Source organism: Cupriavidus sp. GW823-FHT07A04 (assembly GCF_058794615.1).
In genome coordinates this window covers 1-18,055 of sequence record NZ_JBXAHA010000040.1, presented here as the reverse complement: position 1 = coordinate 18,055, position 18,055 = coordinate 1, and the positions used below count along the sequence as shown (strand labels likewise).

The 18,055-nt window shown below is 62.3% G+C and carries 17 protein-coding genes and 1 pseudogene; 9 read left to right on the top strand and 9 right to left on the bottom strand.

Annotated features, from left to right (window positions below):
- Window positions 1-168 precede the first annotated feature (168 nt).
- Window positions 169-1,119, top strand: a complete 951-nt coding sequence (locus tag AC1Q7Q_RS39565; protein WP_492376038.1) for an NAD(P)H-dependent flavin oxidoreductase — start codon at window positions 169-171, stop codon at window positions 1,117-1,119.
- Window positions 1,120-1,137: 18 nt separating this feature from the next.
- On the opposite strand, the gene AC1Q7Q_RS39560 is transcribed toward AC1Q7Q_RS39565, so the two are convergent.
- Both AC1Q7Q_RS39560 and AC1Q7Q_RS39555 read right to left on the bottom strand, forming a co-directional pair.
- Window positions 1,138-1,731 (bottom strand): helix-turn-helix domain-containing protein, encoded by a 594-nt coding sequence (locus AC1Q7Q_RS39560; RefSeq protein ID WP_492376037.1) that lies wholly within the window; start codon window positions 1,729-1,731, stop codon window positions 1,138-1,140.
- On the bottom strand, window positions 1,728-1,877 hold the full coding sequence (locus AC1Q7Q_RS39555) for a hypothetical protein (protein ID WP_492376036.1): 150 nt from the start codon (window positions 1,875-1,877) through the stop codon (window positions 1,728-1,730). The genes AC1Q7Q_RS39560 and AC1Q7Q_RS39555 overlap by 4 nt, the downstream gene beginning before the upstream one ends.
- A 601-nt stretch (window positions 1,878-2,478) precedes the next feature.
- Here AC1Q7Q_RS39555 and AC1Q7Q_RS39550 point away from each other — a divergent pair.
- Complete coding sequence (locus tag AC1Q7Q_RS39550) at window positions 2,479-4,242, top strand: S8 family serine peptidase (RefSeq protein ID WP_492376035.1); 1,764 nt, start codon at window positions 2,479-2,481, stop codon at window positions 4,240-4,242.
- Between the two features lie 215 nt (window positions 4,243-4,457).
- On the opposite strand, the gene pdxR is transcribed toward AC1Q7Q_RS39550, so the two are convergent.
- Window positions 4,458-5,885, bottom strand: coding sequence for a MocR-like pyridoxine biosynthesis transcription factor PdxR (gene pdxR, locus AC1Q7Q_RS39545; protein WP_492376034.1), 1,428 nt, complete (start codon window positions 5,883-5,885; stop codon window positions 4,458-4,460).
- 66 nt (window positions 5,886-5,951) lie between these two features.
- On the opposite strand from pdxR, the gene AC1Q7Q_RS39540 reads away from it, so the two are divergent.
- Window positions 5,952-6,617, top strand: a complete 666-nt coding sequence (locus AC1Q7Q_RS39540) for an FMN-binding negative transcriptional regulator (protein ID WP_492376033.1) — start codon at window positions 5,952-5,954, stop codon at window positions 6,615-6,617.
- 110 nt (window positions 6,618-6,727) lie between these two features.
- Here the strand turns inward: AC1Q7Q_RS39540 and AC1Q7Q_RS39535 are convergent, their stop codons facing one another.
- The 4 genes and pseudogenes from AC1Q7Q_RS39535 to AC1Q7Q_RS39520 all read right to left on the bottom strand — a co-directional run.
- A complete protein-coding gene (locus AC1Q7Q_RS39535; RefSeq protein WP_492376032.1) occupies window positions 6,728-7,852 on the bottom strand; it encodes a sterol desaturase family protein in 1,125 nt (374 codons plus the stop codon).
- Between the two features lie 63 nt (window positions 7,853-7,915).
- A complete protein-coding gene (locus AC1Q7Q_RS39530; RefSeq protein ID WP_492376031.1) occupies window positions 7,916-8,083 on the bottom strand; it encodes a hypothetical protein in 168 nt (55 codons plus the stop codon).
- A gap of 210 nt (window positions 8,084-8,293) precedes the next feature.
- Window positions 8,294-8,467, bottom strand: coding sequence for a hypothetical protein (locus tag AC1Q7Q_RS39525; protein ID WP_492376050.1), 174 nt, complete (start codon window positions 8,465-8,467; stop codon window positions 8,294-8,296).
- A 301-nt stretch (window positions 8,468-8,768) separates the two neighbouring features.
- Window positions 8,769-8,924: pseudogene (locus AC1Q7Q_RS39520) on the bottom strand (carboxymuconolactone decarboxylase family protein); the annotation flags it as partial.
- A gap of 461 nt (window positions 8,925-9,385) precedes the next feature.
- On the opposite strand from AC1Q7Q_RS39520, the gene AC1Q7Q_RS39515 reads away from it, so the two are divergent.
- Window positions 9,386-9,865, top strand: a complete 480-nt coding sequence (locus AC1Q7Q_RS39515) for a YbhB/YbcL family Raf kinase inhibitor-like protein (protein ID WP_492376030.1) — start codon at window positions 9,386-9,388, stop codon at window positions 9,863-9,865.
- A gap of 336 nt (window positions 9,866-10,201) precedes the next feature.
- Window positions 10,202-11,047: a class II glutamine amidotransferase gene (locus AC1Q7Q_RS39510; protein WP_492376029.1), complete on the top strand. Its 846-nt coding sequence runs from the start codon at window positions 10,202-10,204 to the stop codon at window positions 11,045-11,047.
- A 195-nt stretch (window positions 11,048-11,242) separates the two neighbouring features.
- Here AC1Q7Q_RS39510 and AC1Q7Q_RS39505 read toward each other — a convergent pair whose 3' ends face one another.
- The gene (locus AC1Q7Q_RS39505; RefSeq protein ID WP_492376028.1) at window positions 11,243-11,638 is read right to left on the bottom strand and encodes a DAPG hydrolase family protein; all 396 of its coding nucleotides are present in this window, start codon (window positions 11,636-11,638) and stop codon (window positions 11,243-11,245) included.
- 120 nt (window positions 11,639-11,758) lie between these two features.
- A complete protein-coding gene (locus tag AC1Q7Q_RS39500; RefSeq protein WP_492376027.1) occupies window positions 11,759-12,661 on the bottom strand; it encodes a MurR/RpiR family transcriptional regulator in 903 nt (300 codons plus the stop codon).
- 222 nt (window positions 12,662-12,883) lie between these two features.
- Here AC1Q7Q_RS39500 and AC1Q7Q_RS39495 point away from each other — a divergent pair, with 222 nt between their 5' ends.
- The 4 genes from AC1Q7Q_RS39495 to AC1Q7Q_RS39480 all read left to right on the top strand — a co-directional run bounded on the left by AC1Q7Q_RS39495 (window position 12,884) and on the right by AC1Q7Q_RS39480 (window position 17,781).
- On the top strand, window positions 12,884-14,854 hold the full coding sequence (locus AC1Q7Q_RS39495; protein WP_492376795.1) for a bifunctional 5-dehydro-2-deoxygluconokinase/5-dehydro-2-deoxyphosphogluconate aldolase: 1,971 nt from the start codon (window positions 12,884-12,886) through the stop codon (window positions 14,852-14,854).
- Window positions 14,851-15,708, top strand: a complete 858-nt coding sequence (iolB, locus tag AC1Q7Q_RS39490) for a 5-deoxy-glucuronate isomerase (protein ID WP_492376796.1) — start codon at window positions 14,851-14,853, stop codon at window positions 15,706-15,708. The genes AC1Q7Q_RS39495 and iolB overlap by 4 nt, the downstream gene beginning before the upstream one ends.
- Window positions 15,709-15,786: 78 nt before the next feature.
- Entirely contained in the window at window positions 15,787-16,761 is a 975-nt protein-coding gene (locus tag AC1Q7Q_RS39485; RefSeq protein ID WP_492376797.1) for a Bug family tripartite tricarboxylate transporter substrate binding protein, read from the top strand.
- Window positions 16,762-16,800: 39 nt separating this feature from the next.
- Window positions 16,801-17,781, top strand: a complete 981-nt coding sequence (locus tag AC1Q7Q_RS39480) for a tripartite tricarboxylate transporter substrate binding protein (protein ID WP_492376798.1) — start codon at window positions 16,801-16,803, stop codon at window positions 17,779-17,781.
- Window positions 17,782-18,055: the final 274 nt, after the last annotated feature.

Genomic DNA, 18,055 nt, shown 5'->3' with positions numbered 1-18,055 from the left:
AACGCGATGGTGCCGCCGGACACGGTATCGGTTCTGAAGCCATTGGCGACTTACCGATCGGCCCGACCAGCAGGGCGACATGAATATGCAACCAGTTGCATCGAGTCGGCGTTGCGAAATAGAATGCCCTATCAACGATCACGGGTTACCGAGCGGAGACAAAGAGGCATGACCATAAACAATCGCGTCACGACGATGCTTGGCGTCCAGCATCCTATCGTCCAGGCCCCAATGGGATGGATCGCCCGGGCCCAGCTTGCTGCGGCGGTCTCCAATGCAGGCGGCATGGGCATCATCGAGACCTCATCTGGAGAACTGGACACCATCCGTGGTGAGATCCGCAAGATGCGCGAACTGACCGACAAGCCGTTCGGCGTCAACATTGCCCTGACTTATGTGCGCGACCCAGCCATCGTGCAATTCGTCGTCGATGAGGGAATCCGCTTCGTCACCACATCCGCCGGCGACCCGACGCGCTATTGTGCCGAACTGAAGGCCGCCGGCCTGACGGTTTTCCATGTGGTGCCTACGCTGGCCGGCGCACTCAAGGCGGTCGCCGCCGGCGTGGATGGCCTGATCGTGGAAGGCAGCGAGGGCGGCGGCTTCAAGAATCAGCGTGACGTCGCCTCAATGGTGTTGCTGCCGCTGGTCTGCTCGAAGGTCGATATCCCGGTCATCGCCGCCGGCGGCTTCTGCGACGGTGCCACCATGGCGGCGGCGTTCGCCATGGGTGCCGAGGGGATCCAGATGGGCACGCGCATGTTGTCGTCGGTCGAGTCGCCCGTTCATGACAACTGGAAGAACGCCATTGTCGATGCCCGCGAAACGGACACCGTTTTTCTCAATCGCGGCGGCAATGGCCCGGCGCTACGGGCCCTGCGCACGGCACGCACGTCCAGGATTGAAGAGCAGGTACCGGAGAGCATCAAAAGCGAATTCGCCGGCGTGCAGCAACTCTATTTCGGCGGCGACATGGAGGCGGCCGTTCCGCTGACCGGTCAGGTTTGCGGGCGTATTGATTCCGTAAAAACGGTACGGCAAATCATTGAAGAAACGATTCGGGATTTCAGCCAGGCTGTGGACGGACTGGCTGCGCGTTACGGCTCAATGAAAGCCTGATCGAACGCCCACGATGCGTTACGTCTTCCGCTCACCTGGCAGTTTGAGCGCGCAAATCTGGCGCGTGAGGATTCCTCGAACAATCGCTTCAGTTCGATTGTGAGCGCCTAGCTTATCGCGCGCGAGATCCACATAGTAGTCCACGGTACGCGCTGAAATCCCAAGCTCTTGGGCGATCTCCTTGCTCGACAGTCCGAGTGCTGCATACGCCAGTACATTCTTCTCCCTGTCGTTTAATCGAGCAGGACTGCTCGATGTTTCAGTGATCGTTGAATACGCATTGTCATAGGCAGCGTGGAGTCTCGCGTGAGCAGCGAGGATTGAGCCGACGTCGGGAGGAGGGTCGCTCTGGATGAGAAGCCGCGACGCTGATCCGTCCGGCCCATAGAAGGCGCTCTCAATGAGATCAGCGGAAAGCAACTGTGGCAGGGCGGGGCCGCGCCATCGAAATGGAGATGCTACGGGAGGAAAGTCTATCCCGACGTCTCCAAACTCCTGCACGACCAGCGGGATTGCAATCCCAGGCGCGTAGGACACGCGGCCCGCTGATGCGGAAAGACTTGCGCAGGCCGCATAAAGGAACTGCAAAATCCCAGGCTCAAATGCTGTCACAGCTTCGCCTCTGCAAGGTGGAAGCCTGGTGCTGGCATAGTCAGTGCAACGTGCAGTCCGTCCGCCGAATTCACGTCACGATTCTCGCCTTCAAAAATCAGAATTTCAAAATGAAAGTTAATCGGCAGGCTATTTTTTATTTTCATACCGCGATAATCTTATAAGTTCACTTCGCAAAAACAAATTCCATGAATTCAAAATATTTTTATCATCTCACTCTCGCAGGTGTATTTATAAAAATGTAAAGACATAGGCGAACAATCCCGCCCGCAAGGTAAAGAGAGGAATTCGCACCTCATGGAGCAATGCATCTAACGCTCTCCATGCTCCCTGCAGATCATCCTTGGCACGGAAATCACGACTCGCCGCAAGGTCAAGGTCGGATATGTCTACAAGAGATATCTGAACATACAGGTTCTCCATGCCTGTGTGGTTTGTCTATCCATCACGTTTCCAGGTGGTTTTCGCAGATGGTCCTCAATGGCGAACCTAGCAGAATGATCGAGATGATGGAATCGGACTAGTCCTATTTTTTGTGAGAAAAGTCGGATTTTTATGTTCAGACAACACTTGTAATTTTACGAATAGGCAGGCGGCTACGTTAGCCGCGAGAATTCACGCGCTGTATAGAAGTCGGCCCAAGATCCTACCTGGTTCGTCGTTTTCAAATCGCCGTAGCAACTCACGCGGACACCGCTTCCTACCTGGCGCTCTGTTTTCGGAGGTTGCGAAAATTGGAGGAAGAATGTGAAGAAGAAATGGTTGGTTGGTGTTTGCGCAGCGCTGTTGCTCGCTGGGGCGGCCCAGGCCGGCGAACAGGTGGCCGTCAAGTTCGACGGCGCTTCCAATGCGGAGGCCGTCATCCAGACCTTCCGCAGCGCCACCGGGGCGGACCTCAAAATGGTTCGCCTGATGTCCGGGAACGCCTGGGTGATTTCGCTGCCGGACAACATCAATGACCAGGAGCGCGCTCGCATCCTGGATGCCCTGCGGACGATCCGCGGCGTGGATTGGGTTGAAGCGGAAACCCACCATCGGACGAACACGCTGAACGGCGGCTGGATTCCGAACGATCCAAACCTGGCCCCTAACCAATGGAACCTGCATGACCCGGCGATCCCGGGCAATGCCAAGGGTGCGATCAACGCGGTGAATGCCTGGTCGAGCAGCAAGGGCGATGGCATCGTGATCGCCATTGTCGACAACGGCGTGAGCGCAATCCATCCCGACTTACAGGGCAAGATGCTCCCAGGCTACAGCTTCATCACGCGTACTGGCCGTGGCACCGATACGCAGCCGCCGGTCTTTGGAGCGAAATGCGCCAACGCTGCCCAGCAGAACGGCAGCGCGCCAGCGATGGTCTATCACGGTACCAACATGGCAGGCATTGCTGCGGCAGCAACCAACAACGGATTGGGCATCGCGGGGGTCGCCCCGAATGCGTCGATTCTGCCGGTAAAGGTCATGGATGAATGCCAGGCGAGCAGCTTCGACGTCGCAGACGCTATTCGATGGGCCGCAGGTTCCAGCGTACCTGGTGTTCCTGCCAACCCGAACCCAGCTCGGGTCATCAGCATGAGTCTTGGCGCTGCTGGGGTCTCGAAGTGCGACGCGGTAACGCAGGCGGCCATTGCAGATGCAAGCGCCAAGGGAGCCGTGGTGGTGGTGGCAGCTGGTAACGAAAGTGGCCCGGTAACGACGCCCGCTACTTGTCATGGCGCGATTGCCGTTGCCGGATTGACGTACACCGGCGCTCTCGGTTCGTATAGCAATTTTGGCCCGGCAATTGCGGTTGCTGCACCGGGAGGTGGCGGCTTGGTAGCGCAGCCTGATCCAGTCTATGGCTGGTCGTTGAGGGCCATCGGCGCCACGTCCTATGATAACGATGACTTTCCCGCTTATAACTCGGTTGGGATCGGCACGAGCAACGCCGTTCCACAGGTTGCTGGCGTTGCGGCATTGATGCTTGCGCTGCGGCCGGCACTGACGTCAACCGCAGTACGCCAACTGCTGCGCAAGAGTGCCCAGCCCTTCGTAGACTCAAGCTGCAACACGTGGATTTGCGGTGCCGGCATGCTCGACGCATTCGGGGCCGTTACCCTGGCAGCGCAGGCCATTGTTCCCAACGCGTCGGCGATTGCGCCGAAGTCGGTGAGTACTGGCACGACGGTGGCGCTTGATGGCAGCCAGTCCAGCAGCGCCAACGTCTCGTATGCCTGGACCCAGCTTAGCGGCCCGAGGGTTACGTTGCTGAATGCCAACGCGGCGATCGCCTCGTTCACCCCCACGGTGGCTGGCGACTACCAGTTCGGCCTGACCGTGACTGACAACGCTTCAGGACTGTCGGCCGGCACCAGTGTGCTGCTGTCGGCAGCGGTACCTGCCAGCACAAGTAGTGGTAGCAACTCAAGTGGGGAAGGGGGCGGCGGTGGCGCGTTTAGTCTCTTCGAGGCGGCGCTACTCCTTGCTGGCGGCTTGATCGCCCTCGTAGGTCGCCGCCGCATCCACTGATTCAGACCAGACCGGCGGAGGACGCGCAGAGACCCGGTAAGAAATGGAAGACGCCCGGACCCGGTGTTAGCGCACCAGGCCCGTGCTGACCATATCCAATCCCTGCAGGGCATGCCAAGGCGCATCGCCCATGACCGGAGCGGGCGGCGCCAGGGTGTCCTGAGAGGATGACCTATGACGCGGTCTCGAGGGAATGCACCTTGAGTACTTCCAAATTATCCCAATTGTTTCCCCAGCGCGCGAGCTGCACGAGCGAGCGCGGCCTCGTCGTAGCCCGCGTACCCGAACAACCAACCGCGGCGTTTTGCCTCGATGCAATAGCTCGAAATCGGCGCGAGTTGCACGCCGGCTTCTTGCGCTCGTCGGACCAAATCAGTGTCCCGGATTTGTCCGCCTACTTCGAGAGCGAGATGCATGCCTTGTAAGCTAGGTTCAAGCGCAATCACGCCGTTGGTGGCACGCGTGAGGTGGTAAATCATCGCGGCCTGACGCCCCAGGTACAACTCTCGCATGCGCCGTAGGTGGCGTAGCAGATGACCCTCGGCGATGAATCGCGCGAGTACATCCTGCACAGCGCCGGGCGAATGGCGATCACTCAACGCCCGCGCGCGCGTGAACGCATCGACTAGCTCATCGGGCAGTACGATGAACCCTAATCGAAGCCCCGCACCCAGTGACTTCGAAAACGTGCCTACATGCAGTACGCGCGCGTCGTGCGCCATGCTGCAGAGCGCGGGAATCCGCTGGGCGCCGTACTGGAATTCGCCGTCATAGTCATCCTCAACAATCCATGCTCGATTCGCTTGGGCCCACTCGATCAGGGTACTGCGGCGAGCTAGGCTCATGGGTACGCCGAGGGGGAATTGATGCGTTGGCGTTACAACGGCAAGCTTTGCCCTCGGATGAAGCGCGGCGCCCTGCGCGATGCACAGTCCTTGCGCATCGACTGGAACTGGCCGCACCAGCGCCCCATGCGCGATTAAGTTGGCGCGGATACCTGGATAGCCCGGATCTTCGACCAGCACTTCGTCGCCAACGTCGAGCAGCAGTCGCGCAACTAGGTCCAATGCCTGCTGCGAGCCGGCGGTGATCAGCACTTGCCCTGCATCGCAGCGGATACCGCGGGACACCAATAGCCATTGCGCGATCGCGGCGCGCAATAGTGGATGGCCGCCAGCCTCGGCATAACCGGCGCCAACGACGCGAGTGGCGATCGATGTTTTTCGCTCCAATCGATGCCATAGGGCGAACGGAAACTCTTCTAGCGCTGGGCGACCAAGACGAAAGGGCAATGCCTCGCCCGTGGCGGGGTTCCAGCGCGAACCGGTCTCGGCAATCAAGCGACCGCGCTGCGACAACAACTGGTGCGCGACAACCTTCGGCCCGCGCGACGTGCTACGAACCGGAGGACTATGCTTTGCCACATAGGTGCCATCGCCAACCCGAGCGACCAAGTAGCCCTCCGACTGCAGGCGCTCTACTGCCCAGAGCACCGTGTTGCGTGACACTCCCAATACACGTGCATGCTCGCGCGAGGGTGGCAGGCGGGCGCCAGCCGCGAAGACTCCAGTCTCGATGCCGTCACGCAGGCGTAGATAGACCTGCTGGCGCAATTGACCCTGAACGGCTCCTCGCATCGCCATGAAATGGTTCCTTATTGTGAATGGCGCGATCTTAGAATAGGGAACCATTTTACGAAAGGGCGTCCCATGTACCTACCTGCTCACTTTGAAGAAACCCGCCCCGAGTTGTTGCACGATCTGATCAGCATGCATTCCCTGGGCCTGCTGGTCACGCAGGACCCGGCTGGCGAGATGGTCGCAAATACCATCCCGTTTTTGCTCGAAGCAGACCCGGAGGGCGGCCCGGGCATCCTTCGCGCGCATGTTGCGCGCTCAAATCCGTTGTGGAGAGAATCGCGCACCGATGTGGACTCGCTCGTTGTGTTCCAAGGCCCGCAAACTTATATCTCGCCATCAATGTACCCGAGCAAGGCAGCCACCGGCAAAGTCGTACCGACCTGGAACTACATCATGGTGCAGGGGCGCGGCAGGCTACGCGCTGTCGCGGATGCGCACTGGTTGCGCGCCTTCGTCACACGTCTTAGCGAGCGCCATGAGGCTGCGCGCCCGGTACCATGGGCGGTGAGCGATGCTCCTGGAGATTTCATTGACGCGACCCTGCGCGCGATCGTCGGTATCGAGATCAAGCTGAGTTCACTACGCGGAAAGTGGAAGGTGAGTCAGAATCGCACACAGGCCGATCGAGACGGTGTCGTGTACGGACTTCGGAGCCTGGGCGGCACTGAGGCTGAAGCGATGGCCAATGCGGTCGCTGACCGCATTGGGCCGGCGGTGCAAGGAAGGGCCAGCTGATGTCTTCGATCGATGCCGAACTCGGCAAGCTGGATGCCAACGCATGGCGGTGGTCATAGGCAGAGCCATGGCCTGCCCAGCCATTTTGCCACTTGGCGACTGGGTGCCAGTCAGCGCAACAGAAATCCGGCCAGCAGCAACAGCAGCACATCCAGCCCCAGCAGGTTGCGTGGTCGCATCTTCCCTTGCAGCAGGGCGCCCAGACCGGCCAGACCGGCAATCAGCAACAGTGCCAGCCCCCACAGCAGGCCGCTCCCCAGCTCAGCGCTTTGCCACAGATAGCCGGCACCTGCCATCATCAGCAGCGCGAACTGCAGCAGGGCCACGGGCGCGGCACCAGCCGCCAGCGGCGGATCGAAGCGCTGGCGTGCACGCTGCAGGTCAAAGGGCGCATTATCATCGCTCACGCCGGGTGGCAGCCAGCCCGGCGCCTTGAACCACACCTTGAGCTTGTCCTGCCAGCGTGGCGCACGGCGCGCCAGCTGCCACAGCGGCATATAGCCGGAAGCCACCGCCCATAGCGGACTCCAGCTGTTGAGCGGGTTGCGAGTACCATACACCGGCTTCTCATCCTCCTCGGCAAAAGTGCCGAACAGCCGATCCCAGATGATCAGCATCCCGCCGTAGTTCTTGTCCAGGTACTGGTCGTTTACCGCATGATGCACACGATGGTTGGACGGCGAGGAAAACACCCGGTCAAACCAGCCCAGCTTGCCGATGTGCTCGGTGTGGATCCAGAACTGGTAGAGCAGCACAATGAGGCCGGCCAGCGCAAACTGCTGGGGGGCAACGCCAGCCAGCGCCATCGGCAAGTAAAACGGCCATCCCAAGAAGGCAACGGTACTCTCCTGCCGCAGCGCGGTGGACAGATTGAAATCCTGGCTCTGGTGATGCACGGCATGGGCGGCCCAGAACACCGCACTTTCATGCCCGACCCGATGTAGCCAGTAGTCGCAGAAATCGAACATCACGATCGCCAGCAGCCAGCCCCAGACACTGCCCCACAGGCCGGCATGGGGAAACAGTGCCACCCGGCGCCACGTCAAGATATACAGGCCGATCTGAAAGAGCTGGCTGACACTGGCCACCAGCTGGCTTAACAAGCCCTGACTCAGGTTGCTGAGGGCATCACTTAGGCGATAGGTATTGCGGCCGACGACCAGGCCGTAACCCAGCTCCGCCAGCATCAAGAGCAGGAATACCGGGAACGCGTAGACGGTGATTTGTTCTTCCATGAACCATTCACAAAAAGTGCCTTACGGCTGACAGACAATTGACGGGCTCCTTGCTGGAACTGGTCAGAAACGGTCGTTATTATGGCAAAGAATGCCATTTTTGATGGTGTGTGTTCTGAAAATGTGGCAATTTTCTTGTGCAGTGCAACGCGAGCTTTCCTGCGGCAGACAAGCAATCAGATCGTCAAGGGCTTGTGCCAGGATATGCCCAGCAGCGACGCGGGCGCTCATACGTAAGTTGCTGATTTTTTGAGGTTTTCTTGGCCGGCCATCGTCAAAGCAAACGTCGATCTCACATCGTTACAGCTTGGGAAAATTGCCCTCCGCATCCGGCACAATTTGGCATCGGCGAAATCCCCACGGTGAACTGTCTAGACACCAGATTCAGCGCGGGAATCTACGGTTTCGCCGACATATGCACTGCTGCGTGAGATATCCGAGCTAGTGTCTCGCCAGACCGAGCGTTCTCGACGGAAACTCCCCGAACCGCTGGCGATGCCTCGCCGCAAACAAGCCGAGATTTGCAAATCCCCATGTTTCGACAATCGACCGGACTGTGGCACCCCTGGCAGCGACCAGCAACTCGGCCCAGACTCCCTGCAAGCGCTGTTCCATCAGTGCCTGCATCGGGGTGCAGTCCCGGTATTCGCGAAATGCAGCGCTATCGGGTCGTCACCACCAAGCCGGCGCACGCCGGCAGCCCCCTCGTAGAAGTTCGCATTGCGGTCGGTGGCCATGGCCACCACGCCGGGAACGCCGCCAGGGCGGCTCACCGTTTGCTGAAGCACGCCAGGTCGTACATTTCATGTGGCCCGTCTCCCCTAAATTGAGGGCGCTTGGATCGCCTCCGCCTGTGCGGATGACCATGCAAGCGATAACCATAATCCAGAGGAGACATCGATGACCGATCCAAAGCTCACAACTGCCCTGAATGGCATCTGCCTGTTCCTAATGCCTTGTCAGACGAACCGGGCACCATGCGGAACGCCACACTCAGCCGGTTCCGGTTGTTGATCGCGCCCACGAGGAACGTGAGATCCGACAGCGCCTTCTCGGAGTACTGGGTACTCACGGCCTAGAGATCCCGAATACGGAGACCGCGTCAAAGCGGGGGTCGACTAGGGCGCCCGCGGCAGGACGGCAGGCCGCCCCTGGTCTTCGCCATGCGGAGCCAGCTGATGCTGCACCGGTGTATCGAGGCGGAATCCACCGAGACGCTCGACCGGCTGAAAGCGTGGCTAGGGCGGGGCGCCTGCGTCAGGCACAAAGCGACCCCGATTCCCGTCATAGTTCACTGGCCGCACGCGCCGCTCGCGCTTGCATCGCCCCGAAATCCGCACTAAGTTGGAGCGGGCGGCCGGGCTCCCGGCCGCGTGTACCGCGCCAGCATCACAAGCGGATTCGAGGCTGGCGCCGTGAAAATGTGACGCATCGATGGCGGAGCACGATGCTGTGCCATATGTTTTTCTTTCGCTGCTGCTGACGTGGACCAGTGTATTCGCACCGGCACTTCATGCTCAGACGAGGACAGTCATGCCCCTCACCCTGACCTCCACGGCGTTCGCCCATGGCGGCGAGATTCCCGGTAAGCTGACCTGCGAAGGCGCCGATATGTCGCCGCCGCTGGCATGGACAGGCATGCCGCCCGGCACGCGCAGCCTGGCCCTAGTCGTCGACGATCCCGACGCGCCTGATCCGGCCGCGCCGAGCATGACGTGGGTGCACTGGGTGCTGTACAACCTTCCGCCCGAGCCGGGGGCGCTGGCCGAAGGCGTGGCGCCGGCCGGCCTGCCGGCGGGCACCCGCGAGGGCCACAACGACTGGCATCGCACTGGCTACGGCGGGCCCTGCCCGCCAATTGGCCGTCATCGCTACTTCCACAAGCTCTATGCGCTCGATGTGGTGCTGCCGGACCTGGGCAAGCCCAACAAGGCGGCGCTGGAGCGGGCCATGCACGGGCATGTGCTGGCACAGGCGGAACTGGTCGGCACCTACAAGAAGTTGAGGCGCTAGTGAGACCGCCGCCGGATGCACACCCCGGCCAGGGAGACGAAAGTGAAATACGCGCGCAATACGCAACTCGTTGAATCCGCCCGGATGACCGATGTGCCGCCGACGCCATCCCCCAAGCTGGCCCGTGCGCGCGAGATCGCGCTTGCGCAAGGAGGATGCTAAGGGGCAGCTGCCCCCGTAAATTGCGGTGAAATCAAAAAGGATCTCTTTTCCCCCACACTTTTCCTCACGCAACGCAACACGACCCTCGGGGCGCTTTGCCGTTCGCGCGTCACCGTCCTACAACTGAGAGGTGGGCCGGAAGGCGCCGGACTGCACTTGTCGAGGAGGAGCATAATGTGCCGCTGGCTGGCCTACTCGGGCAAATCCGTTCCGCTGGAAACCGTGCTGTTCCAGCAGGAACACTCGCTGATCGACCAGAGCTTGAATTCGCGGCTGGGTCATACCACCACCAACGGCGACGGGTTCGGCGTCGGCTGGTATGGACGTCACTCGGAAGTGCCGTTCCGCTACCGCTGCTTGCACCCGGCGTGGAGCGACACCAACCTGCGCGAAACGGCACGGGCGGTGCGGGCGCCGCTGTTCGTCGCCCACGTGCGGGCGGCCACCGGCACGCCGACGCAGGAGACCAACTGCCATCCGTTCCGCTTCGGCCGCTGGCTGTTCGTCCATAACGGCCTGATCCGCGAATACCCCGTCGTGCGGCGCGACCTGATGATGGCCGTGGCGCCGCACCTGTTCCGCTGGATCGAGGGATCGACCGATTCCGAAGTGATGTTCTTCCTGGCCCTGACTTTCGGCCTAGAGCGCGATCCGCGCAGCGCGCTGGAGCAGATGGCGGGGCTGATCGAGGACGTCGGCCACTGCCACAACGTGCAGTTTCCGCTCAACATGACCGTCTGCGTGACCGACGGCCAGCAGATCGTGGCGGCGCGCTATTCGAGCGAGGCGGACTCGCGCTCGCTCTTCCACAGCACCTCGTTCAGGCAGTTACGCGCGCTCTACCCGGACGACCCGCGCATCATCGCCGCCGGCGACGATGCATTCCTGGTGCTGTCCGAGCCACTGATCGACGTGCAAGGAGTGTGGGAGGAGATTCCCGAGGCGACCATCTTGGTTGCCCGGGGAGGCGAAATCAAGCACGACCGCTTCTTGCCGCGGCTCCCGGACCAGTCGACATAATAGGGCCGCTATTTCATATCCACCGGATGTCGGGCGTGCAAGATCTTGCGCAGCGGCGCTATAGGTAAAGCAGCAAGCCGCTGCCTGCAAGCCTGCCTGTCTGCAAATTTAGTAACGACGATGCCGGCCTCCTTGCCGATTTCGTCCGTCGCTGCAGCGGCCTTATCAAAGACCGCTTCCTTGTCAACATCCCCGCTATATGCATACTCTAGGCACTATGCCGCCAACTGGTGCGCAGCCCAGGACTTCACCCACGCTGCGCATCAATCGATGATCGGCTTGGTTTGTGGCACAGCAAAATGAAGGAGCTGGCGATCCGGAGAAATGCTCCTCGACCAGATGAATTGACCCGATATGTGTCCCATCTAGAGCCTCTACCCACTCGCTGGAGACATGGTCGGCCGGATGCCACCAGGTGTACTGCTGCGTATTTGGGCGACAGCGGAACCACCATTCAAACATTTCCCCCGTACAGCCGCGTAGTTCCGTGCGGCAGGCCACGTGCAAGACGCCGTTTGCGAGACGTTCATAGCCGGTCTCCAGGGCAAGCGGGGCCGGATCGAGCAAGGCGTGCGCTTCAGATAAATCCATCTATTGCGGTTCAGGCAAATAGGTCTCGAATACGTGGAGTTCCAAGGGGTTGGCGATCGGCAAATAGGCGACACTTCGCTCACGCTCCGTCACTCAATGCAAGACTGCCGCACAAGATCCTCACGCTAATCTCCCCCCCGAGCGCGCCTTGCGCCCCGGCGGCGCTTCCGCCTGCGGCTGCGTATAAGCAATCTCCAGCCGATACGCCAGTGCCATGAATAGCGATTGCGCTAGGCAAAGCGTACTAGTCAGCGACCGGAACCCGAATGTAGCCCCATCCTGCACCGGCAGCAAAACCCGCGCATGATCCGCCAAAGGACTAAGCGGACTATCGCTAATGGCAAGGACACGCGCTCCGCGTCCGGCCGCTTCCTGCACAGCCAGCAACGTCTCCTGCGCATACGGCTCGAACGACACGGCGATCATCACGTCATCCGGTTTGAGCGCCCGTAGTTGCCCCTGCTGCATTTGCCCCAGCCCGTTTAGCCACTGGATCGGTTTGCCCGTGTGTTGCAGGGCGTAAGCGAGGTAGGCCCCCACCGGGAAGGCGCGGCGCGACGCCGCCAGCCAGATCGAGGGGGCTTGCACCAGGAGTTCCACGGCCTCGTCGAACAGGGTGTCGGCTACCCCGCGCTGCAGGGCTTCCAGGCTTTCTATGCTTCCGGCGATGACCTCCTGCGCGATGCCGGTGGCGGAGAGCGGCCCTTCACTGGCCCGTATCAGGTCCCGAACCCGATCCTGATAGTCCCGGTTAGGTGCGAGCTGCCGGGCCGCACTGTCGCGGAACAGCGCCTGCATCTGCGAGAACCCCGAGAAACCGAAATGCTTGGCGAAGCGGATGATCGCCGACGGTTGCACGCCGCAATGGCGGGCTACGTCGTGCACGCCATCGAGGACGAGGCGCTCGCGGTTTTTCTCGACGTATTGGGCGATGGTTTTCAGTTGCTTGCTCAGGCTCGGGAAGCCGGCCTGCATGGAGGCCAGGAACTGGTCGGCGGTGGCGTAGGGGAGGTTCGTGGTCATGCTGGGGCGTGTGGGGTAGCGGGCACGGCGGCGCCCTTCGCGCCGGGGCGAGGGGAGGGATGTATTGGAAAATATTTTCTCATAAATATAAAAAAGGAACAAAAATTCTATTCCTGGGCTATCATTCCATCCAAGCCGAGGGGGTGGCCACGAAACCTTTCCCTCGACGTTCCCTCGATCCCTGTCGCGCAGCGGCAGTCCATGACCAGATGACGGACACGAATGCGTTCTCTTTCCTTTCCCGCCAACCGGGACATCGATGTCGCTTGCCTGGGGCGGCTGGCGGTCGACCTCTATGCCCAACAGATCGGCTGCGGCCTGGAGTCGGCGAGCACCTTCGCCAAATACCTCGGCGGTTCCTCGGCCAATATCGCTTTCGGCACGGCCCGGCTGGGCCTGCGCTCGGCGATGATCTCGCGCGTCGGCAATGAGCAGAACGGACGTTTCCTCCTAGATACGCTTGGCCGGGAAGGCTGCGACGTCAGCCAAGTGCAGATTGACGACGAGCGCCTGACCGGGATGGTACTCCTGGGTATCAAGGATCAGGACACTTTCCCCCTGCTGTTCGCCCGCGAAAACTGCGCCGACATGGCGCTGGATGCCGAGGCGATCGATGCCGGCTTCCTGGCCCGCTGCCGCAGCCTGGTAATCACGGGCACGCACCTGAGCACGCCGGGCGTGCTGGCGGCGTCGCGGCGCGCGCTGGATATCGCCGGGCGCCATGGCGTGGTGCGGGTACTGGATATCGACTACCGGCCGGTGCTATGGGGCCTGACAGGCAAGGGCGATGGAGAGACGCGCTATATTGGCAACGCTGAGGTCAGCCGGCATTTGCAGGCGCAGCTAGGTGCTTTCGAGCTGATCATTGGCACGGAGGAAGAATGGCTGATCGCTGGCGGCGAAGCCGACCTGATGGCCAGCCTGCACCGCGTGCGCGCGTGCACCGATGCCACGTTGGTGGTCAAGCGGGGCCCGTTGGGATGCTCTATCGTGCAGGGCAAGATTCCCGCTGCCATCGACGACGCACTGACCGTGTACGGCGAGCGCGTGGAGGTGCTGAACGTGCTGGGGGCGGGCGATGCCTTTGCGTCTGGCTTGCTGAGCGGCTTGCTGCGCGGCAAGGACTGGAGCGAGGCTGCCGCCATCGCCAACGCCTGTGGCGCTATCGTGGTGTCCCGGCACGGCTGCGCGCCGGCCATGCCAACGCCAGCGGAGCTGGCGCACTGGTTCTCGGGCCAGCGGCAACCGCGTCCGGACCAGGATACGCAGCTTGCGCACCTGCATCGCGTATCGGTCAAGCGGCCGCAATGGCCGGAGCTGTATGTCCTGGCCTACGATCATCGCGCGCAGTTCGAGGATATGGCGCGCGCCGTGGGCGCCGACGCCAGCGCCGTGCCGGCGCTCAAGCGCCTGATTACGGAAGTGGTGGCCGAGGTGGAGACCGAAGCCGGCTGCCGCGGCAAGATTGGCGTGCTGATCGATGGCCGCCTAGGCGAGTCCGCCCTGCACGACGCCACTGGCCGCGGCTGGTGGCTAGGCCGGCCGATCGAGTTGCCGGGCTCCCGCCCACTGTGCTTCGACGGCGCGCGCTCGCTGGCCTCGGATCTCGCGCACTGGCCGCGCGAGCAGGTGGTGAAGTGCCTCGTTTTCTATCATCCGGACGATCCGGTGGCGCTGCGTGCGGAGCAGGACGAGCAATTGCAGGTGGTGTGGGAAGCCACGCGGCACAGCGGCCACGAACTGCTGCTCGAAGTGATTCCGCCCAAGGCCAGCCTGGCGCCCGACGACGAGGGCGAGGCCGCGGTGGGCGCGATCCGGCATTTCTACGATATCGGGTTGAAGCCGGAATGGTGGAAGGTGGGCGCGATGGCCAACCGCCAGTGGCAGGCGCTGGAAGCCCTGGTGAAGGAGCGCGATCCGTGGTGCCGTGGCGCCGTGATCCTTGGCCTGAACCAGCCGCTTGAGCAACTGGTGGAGAGCTTCGCACAAGCGACCTCGCCGCTGGTCAAGGGTTTCATGATCGGCCGCACGGTCTGGGCCGATGCCAGCCTGGCCTGGCTTGGCAAGGAGATTGACGACGCCGCGTTCCGGGCACAGGTGGGTGCCAATTTCCGCCGCCTGATCGCCGGCTGGCGAGCCAGCCGCCAGACGGCGCAGGCAGCGGCGGTTGCCATTGCGCAGGAGGGCAAATGACCCAGACCCACGCCAAAGTACTCCCGAATGGCGCCAGCGGGGCGAACCTGGCGCAAGCGGGCCGCAGCCTGCTCGTCAAAGCGCAACCCGGCCGCGTGATCGCGGACATTACGCCCCGGTCGGCGGGCTGGCAGCACGTAGGCTTCAAGGCGCTGCGATTGGACGCGGGCGAGGCCGAGGCGTTTGCCACCGGCGCGCGCGAGTTGTGCATTACGGTGTTGTCCGGCCAGGTCGACGTGCTGGTCGGGAGCCAGCGCTATTCCGCGCTGGGCAGCCGCCAGTCGGTGTTCGAGGATCAGTCTCCCTGTGCGGTCTACGTGCCCCCGGGCCGCGACGTATGCATCGACGCGCGCACCGGGGCCGAGGTGGCGCTCAGCACCGCGCCGGCGCAGGGCCGCTTGCCGGCGCGCGTGATCGAGCCTGGCCAGATGCGGCGCAGTGTACGGGGGGAGGGTGCCAATACGCGCTATGTCTGTGACATCCTGCCCGAGAGCGAACCGGCCGAAGGGCTGCTGGTGGTGGAGGTGATCACGCCTTCCGGCCATTCGTCCAGCTACCCGCCGCACAAGCACGACAGCGCGGGCACGGGCGAGACAGCGCTGGAGGAAACGTACTACCACCATCTCAATCCGCCACAGGGATTTGCCTTCCAGCGCGTGTACACCGACGACCGCAGCCTGGACGAGGCGATGGCTGTGGAGCACCGCGACACCGTGATGGTGCCGCGCGGCTACCACCCTTGCGCCGTGCCTTACGGCTACGACCTTTATTACCTCAACACGATGGCCGGCCCCGAGCGGCGCTGGGCGTTCAAGAACGATCCCGCGCATGAGTGGATGCTCGTGCCACGCTGAACGCCTGCTGCTCACCCGCGGCCAGATTCGAAAAGACAAGGGAACACCGCAGTTCCCGGCACAACTGGAGACATCGACATGAAGAGCAAACTCGCCCGTATTCTGACGAGCGCCGCACTGGCGTTTGGCTGCGCCAGCGGCGCGCACGCGCAGGCCTACCCCACCCAGCCGGTCAAGTGGATCGTGCCCTACGCGCCCGGTGGCACCACGGACGTAATCGCGCGCGGCCTTGCCGTGAAGATGGGACAGGACCTGGGCCAGCCGGTGGTGGTGGAAAACCGCCCAGGCGCCGCCAGCATCATCGGCGCCACCGCGATCGCGCGCGCCGCGCCTGACGGCTACACCATCGGCACCGCGGATTCGGGCACGCTGGCTTTCAACCCGGCCATGTATGCCACCCTGAGCTACGACGCTGACAAGGACTTTACCTTTATCGGCGGGCTGGGGCGCATGCCGCTGGTGCTGGCCGTGCATCCGGCTTTCCCGGCGCGCGACCTGAAGGAATTCCTGGCGCTGGCGCGCAAGACACCCGGCAAGGTTTCCTCCGCATCGTCGGGGCCGGGCTCGCCACTGCATGTTGCGTTGGAACTGTTCAAGCAGCGCACCAAGACCGATATCCTGCATGTCCCCTATAAGGGTTCTTCGCCCGCGCTGCAGGACCTGATGGCGGGGCAGGTACAGTCGATGTTCGTCGACCTGCCGCCCAGCCTGCCCTTGATCCGCAGCGGCAAGATTCGCGTGCTGGCTGTGGCTACGCCGCAGCGGCTGGCCATCCTGCCCGATGTGCCGACCATGGCCGAAGCGGGGCTGCCCGGCTTTGAGGCCTACGCCTGGCAAGGCTTCGTCGGCCCGGCGCGGCTGCCGGCGCCGGTGGTGACGCGCCTGAGCAAGGAACTGGTCGCAGCGCTGCAGCATCCGGAGACTCGCGCCAAGCTGGAGGAACTCGGCATCCAGCCGATGCCGATGTCCCCCCAGGAATTCAATCAGTTCACGCGCAGCGAGCAGAAGCTGTGGTCCGGCGTGATCAAGGCGGCCGGCATCCGGCTGGATTGAGCGTTATTTCCAGCAAAGTTCATCGAAGAGACGCCCATCATGACCTCATCGCTACTTCAACGCCGCGCCGTGCTGCGGGCCATGGCAGCCGTGTCCGCCGTGGCGGCTTGCCCGGTCTTTGCCCAGGGCGGGGCGTATCCCACCCATCCGATCGAACTGATCGTGCCGTTTGCCGCGGGCGGTGGCACCGACGTACTGGCGCGTGCCTTTGCCGAGGCGGCGCGCAGATATTTGCCGCAGAGCTTCGTGGTCCTGAACAAGTCCGGCGCCAGCGGCGCGGTGGGTTGGGCCGACCTGGTCAGCGCCAAGCCGGACGGCTACCGGCTCGCCATCATCACCGTCGAGCTGACGATGATTCCGCATATGGGGCTAGCCAAGTTCACCGCGGACGACATGATCCCGCTGGCTCGCCTGAATGCCGACCCCGCCACCATTGCCGTGCGCGCCGATTCGCCGTACCAGACGATCGAAGAATTCCTAGCCGCCGCCCGCAAGCAGCCGGGCATGCTCCGCGTGGGCAATGCCGGGCCCGGTTCCCTCGGGCACCTGTCAGCGGCCGCACTGGAAGACAAGGCCAGGATTCAGCTCAACCACGTGCCGTTCCGCGGCGCCAATCCCGCGGTGCTGGACTTGCTGGGCGGCCATATTGAGGCCGTGGCGGTCACACCGGTGGAGGTGGCTACCTATGTCGCGGCCGGCAAGATCCGCCCGCTCGCGGTGATGTCGGAGCAGCGCATCAAGGCGGGCTGGGAGAAGGTGCCCACGCTCAAGGAGCGCAACGTGGACCTGGTCATCAACGGCTGGCGCGGCATAGCGGCGCCCAAGGGCACGCCGCCGGAAGTGGTGGCCGTGCTGCGCGCCATCATCGAGAAGACCATGCAGGAGTCTGCTTTGCGCGAGACCATGGCCAAGCAGAACATGGGTGAAGGCTATCTCGACGAAGGCGCTTTCAAACACGTGATCGCGCGCGACAACGCCACCTTCAAACAGCTGATCACCAAGCTCGACATCAAAACCTGACTACCAGGATCCGAGGCTGCTTCGGTCAGCCGCCATTGCCCACGGCGTAAAGCGCCGTGGCGCGCCATCTTTTTCTTTAACCGAATCCCATTCACTCAACGCAACACCTCAAGGATTCCGCCGATCTCAGCCAAAGCGCTTCAGGCGCGGATTTATGATATTTTAGATTTAACATAATGCGTATTATGTGTTTTTTAGGTGTCAGGGCTAAATAGTAATGTCGTACTTGAGCCAAATAGAAATGTCGTACCCATGAGCTAACGCGAGCATGCTG

Coding starts and splice junctions, on each gene's coding strand:
- AC1Q7Q_RS39565 (WP_492376038.1), top strand. CDS start 169: ATGACCATAAACAATCGCGTCACGACGATGCTTGGCGTCCAGCATCCT.
- AC1Q7Q_RS39555 (WP_492376036.1), bottom strand. CDS start 1,877: ATGAAAATAAAAAATAGCCTGCCGATTAACTTTCATTTTGAAATTCTG.
- pdxR (WP_492376034.1), bottom strand. CDS start 5,885: ATGGCGATGCGAGGAGCCGTTCAGGGTCAATTGCGCCAGCAGGTCTAT.
- AC1Q7Q_RS39540 (WP_492376033.1), top strand. CDS start 5,952: ATGTACCTACCTGCTCACTTTGAAGAAACCCGCCCCGAGTTGTTGCAC.
- AC1Q7Q_RS39535 (WP_492376032.1), bottom strand. CDS start 7,852: ATGGAAGAACAAATCACCGTCTACGCGTTCCCGGTATTCCTGCTCTTG.
- AC1Q7Q_RS39530 (WP_492376031.1), bottom strand. CDS start 8,083: ATGAGCGCCCGCGTCGCTGCTGGGCATATCCTGGCACAAGCCCTTGAC.
- AC1Q7Q_RS39525 (WP_492376050.1), bottom strand. CDS start 8,467: ATGGAACAGCGCTTGCAGGGAGTCTGGGCCGAGTTGCTGGTCGCTGCC.
- AC1Q7Q_RS39515 (WP_492376030.1), top strand. CDS start 9,386: ATGCCCCTCACCCTGACCTCCACGGCGTTCGCCCATGGCGGCGAGATT.
- AC1Q7Q_RS39510 (WP_492376029.1), top strand. CDS start 10,202: ATGTGCCGCTGGCTGGCCTACTCGGGCAAATCCGTTCCGCTGGAAACC.
- AC1Q7Q_RS39505 (WP_492376028.1), bottom strand. CDS start 11,638: ATGGATTTATCTGAAGCGCACGCCTTGCTCGATCCGGCCCCGCTTGCC.
- AC1Q7Q_RS39500 (WP_492376027.1), bottom strand. CDS start 12,661: ATGACCACGAACCTCCCCTACGCCACCGCCGACCAGTTCCTGGCCTCC.
- AC1Q7Q_RS39495 (WP_492376795.1), top strand. CDS start 12,884: ATGCGTTCTCTTTCCTTTCCCGCCAACCGGGACATCGATGTCGCTTGC.
- iolB (WP_492376796.1), top strand. CDS start 14,851: ATGACCCAGACCCACGCCAAAGTACTCCCGAATGGCGCCAGCGGGGCG.
- AC1Q7Q_RS39485 (WP_492376797.1), top strand. CDS start 15,787: ATGAAGAGCAAACTCGCCCGTATTCTGACGAGCGCCGCACTGGCGTTT.
- AC1Q7Q_RS39480 (WP_492376798.1), top strand. CDS start 16,801: ATGACCTCATCGCTACTTCAACGCCGCGCCGTGCTGCGGGCCATGGCA.